The organism is Pseudomonas sp. B19125 (genome assembly GCF_044218855.1).
Classification (GTDB): domain Bacteria; phylum Pseudomonadota; class Gammaproteobacteria; order Pseudomonadales; family Pseudomonadaceae; genus Aquipseudomonas; species Aquipseudomonas edaphica.
Window position 1 is genome coordinate 4,772,347 of the sequence record NZ_CP162589.1, and the last position, 11,818, is coordinate 4,784,164.

The following is an 11,818-nucleotide window of genomic DNA, read 5'->3' on the forward strand; positions in this document are numbered from 1 at the left end:
CTTCCCATCGCTCGCCTTACTGCGTTGCAACTAAAGATGACCGGCCACCTGTTTGAGTCGGCTCAGCTTCTCTCGACTGCCACACACACTCATCTGGCACCATTTGCGTTGTTTACTTTTGGAGAGGTCGAGAAATATCCAATCGCAATCCGCGCAACTGCAGCACCTCAACGCACGAAGTTCACTCGATACCAGCAGTTGCGTCGCGTCTGTTGCCAGCCGTGCGATCAGCATCGACGTCAACTCCTGCGCAGATGCGCAGGTGCGCCAACCCCATGCGGGCATCCCGTCAATGGAGCGCAATACTCGCCACACCGCGCCTTGTTGGTAGTGCAGATTGATCTGCTGTAATGCCTCATCGGTGACGTTCTGGCGTAATGACAGGTTGTGGAAGACGCCGTACAGACGCTCTCTGAATGCAATAACAGCGTCCAGGTCTGGCTGGAAGGATATAGGCGAGTCAAACACCATAGGCGAGTATGCATCGTACTCTTGCTCAGAGAGCAAAGAGGCGTGTAATGCCCACTCAATGAAGAACTTAAAACTGGTGAGCCGCTCTTCCGTCACCTTAAGTGTGGAATACGGCCTGCGCCCATTAGTGGTATTGATAAAATCCAATACCCGGGCGCCGCCGATCAGCCGGATTGATTTTGCAGTGCCCGTGAAATGTGTCATTCCAACTCCCGAAAAACCTGCACGCTCTGCCTTGGCAGAGAATACCTCGTTTCTTGGAGTCGAAGTCGTCACCCCGTAGCTGGAAGACCAATGGCTAAGCAGGGGCCTGCGCACGCGCCATCCAATCAAGAATGATCCCGACCGATTGTTCAACCGAAAACACGTGGGTCTGCAGATGCACTTCAGGAAACAGCGGAGTGTCGTAGTTCGAATCAATACCCGTAAAGTTCTTGAGCAGCCCGGATCGCGCCTTTTTATACAAACCTTTAGGGTCCCGCTGTTCGACAGTTGCCAGTGGGGCATCCACGTGGACTTCTACAAAATGGTCGTTGCCAATAATCGAGCGCGCGTAATGCCGACTGGCCGATGACGGCGAGATCAGCGCGACAATGACGATAAGTCCCGCCTCCACCATCAAACCCGCCACCTCAGCGACCCGCCGAATGTTTTCATCCCGATCACTGTCGGTAAACCCCAAGTCACGACAAAGCCCACTGCGTACCGAATCGCCGTCAATGATGCAGGTAAACCGGCCTTGGGCCCTTAAGGCAATATCCAGCGCATCGGCAATGGTCGATTTCCCGGAGGCAGAAAGGCCAGTCATCCAAATGACCCTAGGTATTTGCTTCATAAGTGACTGTTCGGCACGCGCGTGGCTGAACGCAAACTCATGCAAATTCTGTTGTGGGCCCTGTGCAAAATAGCTCATGACCGTTCTCCCTCCGTCAGCGAAACAGGCTGTTTGCCCAACATGAACACCATCACGCATTGCAATAACAGAAGCAGCGAAACCACCCAATAGACTGTCGCGAACGACCCTGTCAGGTCTTTGGACAGCCCGCCCAGAAAGTTACCGCACACGCCACCCAGGCCAATCAGCACATTGGCAATGCCAAATGCCTGCGTCAGCCGGTTGACCGGAACGATTTGTCCGATATAGCTGGGGACCAGCCCGAAGATAGGGTAGAACGCCAGCGCAAACAAAAAAGCCGCCAAATAGAACAACGCGATAGCGTTAAAACTGAACACCAGCATGGCTGCCAGACCCGCACTCAGAAAGCACATGGCCAAGGCCGCCCTGGCACCCACTTTGTCCGCAACCCACCCCACCAAAAAGCCCGACGCCATCCCCACAGCGCCGATCGTCGTCCAGATAAACCCTGCGTCCTGTACCGAAACGCCTAATTCATCGCGCAGGTAAGGTGCCAGGTAAGTCTGAAACGGCAGCAGTGCCATCCCATTGAGAAAGGCGATGCCCCAGATCAGGTACAGCGAACGGCTCAGCCATGGCGTGTGGCCATCGAGCGACCGCGAGCGCTCACCTGAAAAACCAGCCGCCTGCTCCGCCCCCATGTTACGCAACAGAAACCAGGCCACGAAACAGAGGCCCAATGACACAAGGCCGGCGGTCAACCAGATCGAGCGCCAGCCACCCTGCAAGGTGAGAAACGACACCAGTAACCCGTTGATGAACACGCCATAGCTGGTGCCACTGGAGATCAGCCCCATGACCCGGGAGCGATTACCTGGACTGAAACCCTTGGTGACGATTTCTGCCAGCGGGATGTAAACCGAAGCGGAGCACCCTCCCAGCAAAATCAACAACCCACCCGACAACCAAATGCTGTCGCTGACGCTCAAGCCCAGCAGGGCCAGAGACGTCACCACGGTGGATACCAGGCTGATTTTCCAACCTTCGAAAAAACGGCTGATGTAACTGGTGACCGAAGAAAACAGCAGAAAGCCGATCTGTGCGCCGCCGGTGATCAAGCCCACAGTGGTGTAGTCAAAGCCGATATCTCGGCGCATATCAACGACCAGGTTGGCGAACAAGTAAACGCCGAATCCATAGGTACTGGCCACAAACCCTGTCAGTACGACTGCCAGCACCACGCTGTCCAGCGCGCGAGAATTATTCTGTACGAGTGTGCTCATCATGACGCCCTCACACGGCGCGGGCGGTGTGGATGACAAAATCACAATTCATCCTGTCGAAGTCACGCTGAAAATCACCGTAATCTTCATGGGCAGAGAAGCCGCTAGCCTGAATCTCGTCGGCCAGTTCTTTGGGTAATAACGGATACACTTTCAGGCTGTAGCGTTGTTTATCTTCAAAGTCGTAAATGAACTCGCACACCTGTGCATCGACCCTTCCCAGGCTGACCGACGCACTGGCCCCGCAGTAATAATAATTGCCGCTGGATTTGAAGTTGCCCGCGCGGATAGCAAAAAAATTACGCTGATCAACAATCAACACACCGCCTGGCTTGAGCAATGCCCTGAACTTGCGCAGCACGCTCATGCGGTCGTGCGCCTCAAACACATGGCACAGTGAACTGCCCAGGCACACTACGGCATCGAACGTGCCCAGCACGTCCGGGTCGAGGTCAAGCCACTCCATATGGTGGGATTCAATAGCCAATTCACGTTCAAGGAAGTTCTGCCGGGCTTTTTTCAACATCGTGCCGCTACCGTCCGTAGCGACCACCTTGAAACCTGCCTGTGTGAGTTGTACGGCATGAAAACCACTGCCCGTGGATACATCCAGCACCGATCTCACACCGTGACTTTTCAGCAACTGCTCAAAGAACCCCTTCTCGCCGGCCTTTCTTTTTTCCCAATCAATCAACGCGTCCCAGCGCTCGACAAAGTCCGACGAATATTGAGTTGAGTAATTGGCTACTTCCTCGTGTTCATACCCCAGGATTTGACTCATGGCACACCGCTCCTAGCCGATTGAATTCTTGAAAGACAGGTACTTTCCCGCCAACTCCCGAGCACAGTCCGCGGACTGCCGAACCGACATGATGTCCTTGGAGTACCCCAGCATCGTCTGCATGATTGCCATGCACCTGGGGTTGAAGGTGACCGAGCCGTCACAATGGATTTCGTCGATACCGTCGTGGCTTTGGCAAATGCTGTTAAGGCGCACCGCGTCGTCGTAGGGGCATTTGTCGGAGAACTGCACATTGATGCGTCCGTCCTGAAGCCAGACCGGATAGCCGCCCGGAAGCCCCAACGGACCGGGCGCGTGCACCAGTACCGGCGTCGGTGAGAACAGCCCTTCGATCACGGTGACCGCAGAACACGCGGTTAGAAACTGCCCATCAACCCCGCCCAAGCGACGAAACTCGGATTTCACCGTAGAAAAAATCACCTCATCGGACAGACGAGCGACTTCGCGCCGGCCGCGAACCTCATACAACAAGCGATAGCTGGCACGCGGGGGCCGTCCGCCCCGTGGCACGTAGTGGCTGAAATAATGCTGGGCATACAGCATCACCTCCACGTCAGCGGGAGAACACTTCAGCAACCGCGCGATGGAGAAACGCACGGCCGGAATCAGGTTGGCGACATTACCCACCCCGATGTCAGGGGCCAGACCGACCCTGGCCAGAATCGGATTGACGGCGTCAGGAAAGGCCGCATTGACGGTCAGGGTCGTGATACCGGAAGCCTTCACTGCCTGCATCAAGTCATGCATCAGTGTCAGGTGCATGGGTAACCAGGGACCGAACTGTGCCTGGTCAAGTTGTTCGAACGAGTGTTTGGGCAACCCGGTGATCACTCTCCATGACTGCAACGAGGCGCAGTTCACGATGATGTCCGGCGCATGTTCCCGAAGCACTTGGGTAACGCTGCCGATATCCGTCAAGTCCGCGATCACTGGCGAGATAGCAACATACTGCTCCAGTTGTGCGCACGACAGCGTCACCAGGTTACACATCCGGATGGTCATTTCTTCGTTGCGCCCCAGCACGACAAACTCGAACCTGTTCCTGGGCGCCAGAATCTTGAGAATGTGCAGGCACAAATTACCTGCGCCCACCAACAGCAACTTTTTCTTCGGTATGGGCTGGCTCACCGTGGGTAGGCTCCGTTATCAACCGGGATAACCTTGCCGGTCATATGACGAAAACCTTCACCGACCAACAGCAAAATGACCTCAGCAACACCACTGGGCAGGATGGGGTCTTTAAGAATTTCCTGGCGCGCGTATTCAGCCCGCCGATATTCAGGAATAGTGTCGTAGATGGCCGTGTCGTGAATCAGTGCCGGAGACACCGCGTTTACCCGCACAAAAGGGGCGAAGTTCCAGGCATTGGCCTTGGTCAAACCGATCACTGCAGCCTTCGTGGCGCCGTACAGGGCATCACAACTGCCCACTTCCCCTGCCACTGAGGTGATATTGACGATGCTGCGCGGTGCTTCGTGCTTCATTTCGCGTTCGGCGAAATCTTTGGAAAGGTAAACCAAGGCTTTAAGGTTAACGTTAAGCATTTCATCCACTTCGTTATCGGAATAGGCATAAATGCTTTTGCCGTGATACAGCCCTGCATTATTAATTAACCCATAGATAGTGGCATGACGCTCATACAGGCTTGGAATAAAGCTCTTGATCACAGCGTCACTGGAAAGATCGGCAACCTGTGTCTCTAATACACTCGCACTGTAAGTTTGTTGCAAGGTGTTGAGCGCATCCACGTCCTTATCGACGGCAATCACAAAGTAACCATCAACAATCGCCTGTTCCAGTGTCGCCCTACCAATTCCATTAGCGGCACCGGTAATAATCAATTTTTTCATGCCCTGTTTCCTATTGACAGAATTCGTTCATGCGCGCGTAAAAAACCCGGTGATAGTCATACATCGCTTTTAACGCTGGCGTATTATCGAGAACCTCTTTATGGGGCTGAGTCTTACTCGACGAAATAATGCACTCACTGTTTTCTGCGGCGACGTGCCAACTTCGCCAGGTTTTCCATTGCGGAGGGCACTCGCGTTTCCACACCATGGCTTGCGGCAGAAATTCAATATCCAAATAGTCACACAGTTTGCCAATCACGCGCTCCGGCGCTGCCGCCAGGTCATCAGCATTAATCACATAGGGCACTTTGCCGGTGAGTTTGGTGACCACACAAAAGATCTCATACAAGGCTTTATGCCCGATGGCTTGCAACGGCATGTTGGGGTGTATTCGATAATGCGAAAGAATGCTGCTGGCGGGCTCCCGAATAAGAAAGATATTGTCTTGTTGCGCCAGAAAGTCCACGTCTACTTTTAAGTCATCGAGGCAGTGATAACACATGTCTTTGTGAAATACGCTGGCCGTCTCCCTGGCCTTGACCAGTCGTTCTTTTATGCCCTGATACGTGGTTGGAAAACTATGATCCCATTCATCCGAAGGAATGGCAGAGTCTGCAGAAAATGCCATATGAGCAAACGGCTCGTGGAAGACTTCAAAGTCTTTGCGCTCGATAAACACGCGCTCCAACACCGTTGAACGAGAACGGGGGTGCGCCCATAACCCGACCATCTTGTTCATACGAGCACCCCGTATTCGGCCGCCATGATCGCACTGAGCGAGCGGCTGAAAGCGTGCACAGGGGGGCAGAGTCGAGTGCAAAAATCGGCCAAGCGTCGGTGCGCACTGTTGGCCTCATTGCACGTGTTGATAAAAGCCTCATGATTGCAAAAGTCATAAGGCTCAATGCCGTCCAGGCAGTAGGCTTCGCAGAAGTACGGAATACGAAACAACTTCGCGAGCGTCGAAGCCGGGGGCTTCAAGGGTTCCGCTGCAGGAAATACAGGTTTACCGCGACTTTCGCGCTCAATCAAAAACTCAACCACCTCCGGCGTCAGTGTGTAGCACGTCGCCGACAAGCCGGTCTTCTCCAAGTGCCAGCAATGCTTGTTTCCACGCTCGTCGACATCGACTTTTATACTGGAAAGCAGGGTTTTGACTGGAACGGAAGACGCCGAGACCAGCGCCTGTATCTGCTCATAAACCAGCAACTCGGCCCAGCGCAGATCCTCTGGACTCAGCGTCAGGCCACGCTCCGCCGCTTGTAACGCAAGCTCGGGTTGACAGGCGAAGCGGCCGATCATGAACGTGATCACGTACTTGCAATGGCTTGTGTCAACACCCTTGCTGCGTGCAGTCACCCTTCCACGCTCTATTGCCTGGATGCCTGCCTTGAATTGCGAAACAGTGAAGCAGAACGTGATGTTGAGAGAACTTCCTTGCGCCACTAAGTGCTCGACAGTCGTAAGGCCTTCCTGGCTTGCGGGGACCTTCACCATCACATTCGCAGACAACTGACGCAGCGCCACTCCCCTGGCAGTCATGCGTTCAGCGCAGCGCACATCGACCGGATCAACTTGAGCGCTAATCCAGCCTTCACACTGCCCGGATTGAACCCAGCGTTGCTTCAGATCCGCAGCCCCCTGCACGATCACTTCGTCGTACAGTTTCCTGCGCAACTCTTGGGGCGCCAGTTTGGCAAGATTAAACCGCGACAACCAATACTCGCGTTTTTCAAGAATCACCGCAGTGACCAGTCGAGGGTTTGTCGTCACATTGCTGAACCCACCGGGTTGCGAAAATGTGTCTGGCATTAACTGCTCTATGCAGCCGGACGCTGCCGGGTATTTTTCAAGCAAGTGTTTCTTATAAGGCACATAGACGGCAGGCGACGAATCCCACCAGACCTCCGAACGTTGATCATTACCCTTTAGCCGCTCTGTATAACCTGAAGTCTTCACAACGCCTCCTCCCTGAGTAGTCATATCACGCTAGCGCCGTGCGTAATTCACGCATATTGGAAAAAGGCAACGCCCCGGCATCAGCCAAAATTAAATGTCGGCCCACGGGCCCAAAACCCAACACGCTTATATTCGCCGCAACCGCCGCGCGAATGCCGGCAACACTGTCTTCAATAACCAATGCATCACGAGGGTCGACGTTATAAGCAGCGCACGCCGTTAAAAATACTAAAGGGTCTGGTTTCCAACGCCCCAACTCGTAACAACTGAATATGTGCCCCTCAAAATAAGACAACAGTCCCGTGAGACGTAAACAGTGTTCTATTTTATTACGGGGCGCACTGGAGGCTACGCAAAAAGGTAGCGTCAGGCCCTCCAGTACTTCTCTTATTCCATCGGTAGGTTTTAACTGCGCCGTCAAATCGATCCGTGCACGCTGACGGAAAGCTTCTTCAAACTGACTGTCCAGGCAAATACTCAATACCCGTTCAGCTTCACGTAAGCAGTCGGCAATCTTGCGCCCACGAAAGCGCTCAATAAATTCTACTAAGTCAAGGCCCGTAGCCTCTGGTGCGTCACGACGTGCTTGTTCATTCAGCAGGGAGATCAATACAGACAGGGTGATTTCTTCGCTGTGTACAAGTACACCGTCGCAGTCGAAGATCACTAACTTAGGCACGCCCACGCGGACAGGCGCAGCCTCCTGAACTGGTAGTTCCCCTATAAAGGCCAATGGGTACATGGGCATCTCTTATAGGTATATCCGCGATGACTTCTGAACTACCAGCGGAGCACATTTAGGTGTGCTTATAAGACGCCTAGAGAAAAATCCTGTCAAACGATTTTTAGCGGTTTATTAATTACTTTTAATTATCTATATTGTGTTTTTTATTCCTAAAAGCTAAGCGCTTCAATCGAAAAACCCATTTGCGACTGCTGAACTTCTACCGACACGTGTCAGTCAGCACAAAGGACTCTCATAGAACGGTGGGTGGGCAATGCAGATCTCCTTGCAGCAACAAGTGGCCCTGGTCACCGGCGCCAGTTCCGGCATCGGCGCAGGCGCAGCCAAGGCGTTGGCCGAAGCCGGCGCGGCCGTGGTGCTCAACTACAACTCCCAGGCGGCGCCAGCCGAAGCCCTCGCTGCGCAGATCAACGCAGGCGGCGGGCGGGCAATTGCCATCGGCGGTGACGTGTCCAAAGAAGCCGACGTGGAGCGCCTGTTCGCCCAGACCCTTGAGGCCTTCGGTCACCTGGACATTCTGGTGGCCAACTCGGGCCTGCAAAAAGACGCCAATCTGGTCGACATGACCCTCGACGATTGGAACACCGTGATCGGCGTCAACCTCACCGGCCAGTTCCTGTGCGCCCGCGCCGCCGTGCGGATCTTCAATCGCCAAGGCATTCGCGACGGCGTCTCGCGGGCGGCCGGCAAAATCATCCATATGAGTTCGGTGCACCAGGTCATCCCGTGGGCCGGGCATGTGAATTACGCAGCCTCCAAGGGCGGTGTGGAGATGCTGATGCGCACCCTCGCCCAGGAAGTCAGTGAACAGCGCATCCGCATCAATGGCATCGCGCCAGGGGCGATTCGCACGGCAATCAACCGTGCGGCCACTGAAGGCGCGGCTGAAAAAGAATTGCTCAAGTTGATTCCCTACGGCCGCGTAGGCGACGTGGAAGACGTGGCCAATGCGGTGGTCTGGCTGGCCAGTGATGCCTCCGACTACGTGGTGGGCAGCACCTTGTTTATTGATGGCGGCATGAGCCTTTATCCGGAGTTTCGTGGCAATGGTTGATTTCAAGAATGAACAACAGAGCGCCATCGATGCCCATGGCATCATCGGCGATATGCGTAGCGCAGCGCTGGTGAACGACAAAGGCAGCATCGATTTTTTCTGCTGGCCGGAATTCGACAGTCCATCAATCTTCTGCTCACTGCTGGACACGCCCGAAGCCGGTGTTTTCCAACTCACCCCCGACCTGCCCAACGCACGCCGCGAGCAAATCTACCTGCCCGACACCAACGTGCTGCAAACCCGCTGGCTGAGCGATGAAGCCGTGGTGGAAATCACTGACCTGCTGACCGTTGGCGAAGACGTCGACGACCTGCCGCTGTTGATTCGCCGCGTGCGTGTGGTCAGCGGCAAAGCCACCCTTCACCTGCGCTGCGCCGTGCGCCATGACTATTCCCGCGCACAAACCCAGGCGACGACCGACAACGGTGGCGTGCTGTTTACGGCTGACGGCCAGCCCGCCCTGCGCCTGGTCGGTAGCCATCCGCTGAACCTCGAAGACCACGCGGCAGTCGCAAGCTTTAGCCTGAGCCAGGAGGAAGGCGCCGAATTTGTCCTCGGTGGCGCCGACGACCCACGCGTCACCAATGACTGCACCGACCTGTACCTGGAACGCACTCTGAAGTTCTGGCGCGGCTGGATCGCGCAATCAAATTACCGTGGGCGCTGGCGTGAAATGGTCAACCGCTCGGCATTGGCCTTGAAGCTTTTGACCTCACGCAAACACGGCGCAATCATCGCTGCCGCCACCTTCGGCCTGCCGGAATCACCCGGCGGCGAACGCAACTGGGATTACCGCTACACCTGGATCCGCGACGCCTCGTTCACCGTTTACGCGTTTATGCGCCTGGGCTTTGTCGAGGAAGCCAACAGCTACATGCGCTGGCTCAAAGGCCGAGTCAGCGATTGCTGCGGCCAGCCGACCAAAATCAATATCCTCTACGGCATTGATGGGCGCCAGGAGCTGCCGGAAACCACACTCGATCACTTGACCGGGCACGGCGGCGCCAAGCCGGTGCGCGTCGGCAATGAGGCGTTCGACCAGATCCAGTTGGATATCTACGGCGAGCTGATGGACGCGGTGTACCTGGTTAACAAATATGGCGAGGCGATTTCCCACGAAGGCTGGAAACACACGGTGGAAGTGGCCGACCAAGTCTGCGAAATCTGGAACCAGAAAGATGTGGGGATTTGGGAGATGCGCGGCGAGCAGCATCACTTCCTGCATTCGCGGCTGATGTGCTGGGTGGCGCTGGACCGCGCAATCCGCCTGGCCTCCAAACGCTCGCTGCCGGCCCCATTCGCACGCTGGGACCAGACCCGTCAGGCCATCTACGCCGATATCTGGAGCAATTTCTGGAACGAAGAGCGCGGGCACTTTGTGCAACATATCGGCAGCACCGCACTGGATGGCTCGATGCTGCTGATGCCGCTGGTGCGCTTCGTCGCGGCCACCGACCCGCGCTGGCTGTCGACCCTGGAAGCAATCCAGAAAAGCCTGGTGCGTGACGGCATGGTCTATCGCTACCGCAACGACGACAGCCAGATCGACGGCCTGCAAGGCACCGAAGGCGCCTTTACTGCGTGCTCGTTCTGGTACGTCGAATGCCTGGCCCGCGCCGGCCAAGTGGAGAAAGCCCACCTGGAATTCGAACAACTGCTGCGCTACGCCAACCCACTGGGCCTGTACGCCGAAGAGTTCGACAGCCAGGCCCGTCACCTGGGCAATACGCCCCAGGCGCTGAGCCACCTGGCATTGATCAGTGCGGCGACGTTTTTGGACCGTAAGCTCAGTGGGGAAAAGACCGTGTGGCAACCCTGAGGTGGGCTGTGCACAATGGGCAGTCCCGTCGTTAGACTGCTCGGAAAACTTGGAGGTAGATGTGGGGTGGCATCCTTTTGCCAAAATCATTGATCGCGAGCCGGTTTTCGCGACACTAGCGCCATGAGCGGATTTCCTGCCCTCGCTACCCCGCGCCTGCACCTGCGAGAACTGCAAGTGAGCGACGCCCCCGCGCTGTTCGCCATCCACGCGGATGCCGCGAGCATGCGCTGGTTCGGCGTCGACCCGATGACTGACCTCCCCCAGGCCGAAGCCCTGATCGAAACGTTCGCCCAGTGGCGCACCCACCCAAACCCAGGCACACGTTGGGGCCTTGAACACCAAGGCAAATTGATCGGCAGCTGCGGCCTGTTCAAGTGGAACCGCGCCTGGAACAGTTGCGCTTTGTCCTGCGAGCTGGCACCTGCTGCTCGTGGGCAGGGCTTGATGAGCGAAGCCTTGCAGGCCATGCTCGATTGGGGCTTTGAGCATATGCAGTTGCATCGCGTCGAAGCCTTGGTGCACCCGCAGAACACTGCTTCTGTAGCGCTATTGAAACGCCTGGGTTTTAAAACCGAAGGCACATTACGAGACGCAGGGTTCTGGAATGGCCAGCGGCATGACCTGAGGGTGCTGGGGTTATTGGCGCAAGAGTGTATAGACAACCACTGAGAGGCCTATAACGATACCGATGCCACTTAACGCGCCCTGATATTCAAGGAATGAATATGATCCTACGTATTGAAAGAGATGTAAGCACACCGATCCGACCTATATTGAGCTGGAGCGAAACGTGGGAAAGCTACGATAAAGGCTTGATCAAATGTTGGGAGGTTGGTCGGGCACTGGCAACTGGATATTGATCCTGCGCAGGAGGTCCCTAAAACGTGCTCGCGTACTCACATGATGGTTACGTTCACGCCCGACAAAGCGAAGTACATCAATCAGACCACGGAATCTGAAGGTTAAGGAGCAGGAC

At 55.6% G+C, this 11,818-nt stretch carries 12 protein-coding genes and 1 pseudogene; 4 read left to right on the forward strand and 9 right to left on the reverse strand.

Annotation, left to right across the window (positions count from 1 at the left end):
* Window positions 1-30 precede the first annotated feature (30 nt).
* The 9 genes from AB4P96_RS21520 to AB4P96_RS21560 form a co-directional block, all read right to left on the reverse strand.
* A complete protein-coding gene (locus tag AB4P96_RS21520; RefSeq protein ID WP_017135311.1) occupies window positions 31-675 on the reverse strand; it encodes an ABATE domain-containing protein in 645 nt (214 codons plus the stop codon).
* A 94-nt stretch (window positions 676-769) separates the two neighbouring features.
* Window positions 770-1,384 (reverse strand): adenylyl-sulfate kinase, encoded by a 615-nt coding sequence (gene cysC / locus AB4P96_RS21525; protein WP_017135312.1) that lies wholly within the window; start codon window positions 1,382-1,384, stop codon window positions 770-772.
* Window positions 1,381-2,610 carry a nitrate/nitrite transporter gene (locus tag AB4P96_RS21530; protein ID WP_186618187.1) on the reverse strand — a complete coding sequence of 410 codons (1,230 nt, stop codon included), beginning with the start codon at window positions 2,608-2,610 and terminating at the stop codon, window positions 1,381-1,383. Before AB4P96_RS21530 ends, cysC begins: the two co-directional genes overlap by 4 nt.
* 10 nt (window positions 2,611-2,620) lie before the next feature.
* A complete protein-coding gene (locus AB4P96_RS21535; RefSeq protein ID WP_138454194.1) occupies window positions 2,621-3,391 on the reverse strand; it encodes a bifunctional 2-polyprenyl-6-hydroxyphenol methylase/3-demethylubiquinol 3-O-methyltransferase UbiG in 771 nt (256 codons plus the stop codon).
* A 12-nt stretch (window positions 3,392-3,403) separates the two neighbouring features.
* Entirely contained in the window at window positions 3,404-4,540 is a 1,137-nt protein-coding gene (locus AB4P96_RS21540) for a hypothetical protein (protein WP_017135315.1), read from the reverse strand.
* Window positions 4,537-5,262 (reverse strand): SDR family oxidoreductase, encoded by a 726-nt coding sequence (locus AB4P96_RS21545; RefSeq protein ID WP_236447412.1) that lies wholly within the window; start codon window positions 5,260-5,262, stop codon window positions 4,537-4,539. The genes AB4P96_RS21540 and AB4P96_RS21545 overlap by 4 nt, the downstream gene beginning before the upstream one ends.
* A 10-nt stretch (window positions 5,263-5,272) precedes the next feature.
* Window positions 5,273-6,001, reverse strand: coding sequence for a sulfotransferase family protein (locus AB4P96_RS21550; RefSeq protein ID WP_395600068.1), 729 nt, complete (start codon window positions 5,999-6,001; stop codon window positions 5,273-5,275).
* On the reverse strand, window positions 5,998-7,221 hold the full coding sequence (locus AB4P96_RS21555) for a transaldolase family protein (protein WP_026013552.1): 1,224 nt from the start codon (window positions 7,219-7,221) through the stop codon (window positions 5,998-6,000). The genes AB4P96_RS21550 and AB4P96_RS21555 overlap by 4 nt, the downstream gene beginning before the upstream one ends.
* 25 nt (window positions 7,222-7,246) lie before the next feature.
* Complete coding sequence (locus AB4P96_RS21560; protein WP_017135319.1) at window positions 7,247-7,963, reverse strand: HAD family phosphatase; 717 nt, start codon at window positions 7,961-7,963, stop codon at window positions 7,247-7,249.
* A 256-nt stretch (window positions 7,964-8,219) separates the two neighbouring features.
* On the opposite strand from AB4P96_RS21560, the gene AB4P96_RS21565 reads away from it, so the two are divergent.
* The 4 genes and pseudogenes from AB4P96_RS21565 (at window position 8,220) to AB4P96_RS21580 (ending at window position 11,808) form a co-directional block, all read left to right on the forward strand.
* A complete protein-coding gene (locus AB4P96_RS21565) occupies window positions 8,220-9,020 on the forward strand; it encodes a glucose 1-dehydrogenase (protein ID WP_017135320.1) in 801 nt (266 codons plus the stop codon).
* Window positions 9,013-10,839, forward strand: coding sequence for a glycoside hydrolase family 15 protein (locus AB4P96_RS21570; RefSeq protein ID WP_395600069.1), 1,827 nt, complete (start codon window positions 9,013-9,015; stop codon window positions 10,837-10,839). The genes AB4P96_RS21565 and AB4P96_RS21570 overlap by 8 nt, the downstream gene beginning before the upstream one ends.
* Window positions 10,840-10,962: 123 nt before the next feature.
* Window positions 10,963-11,511 (forward strand): GNAT family N-acetyltransferase, encoded by a 549-nt coding sequence (locus AB4P96_RS21575; protein WP_170040666.1) that lies wholly within the window; start codon window positions 10,963-10,965, stop codon window positions 11,509-11,511.
* A gap of 56 nt (window positions 11,512-11,567) precedes the next feature.
* Window positions 11,568-11,808 (forward strand): annotated as a pseudogene (locus tag AB4P96_RS21580) (hypothetical protein).
* Window positions 11,809-11,818: the final 10 nt, after the last annotated feature.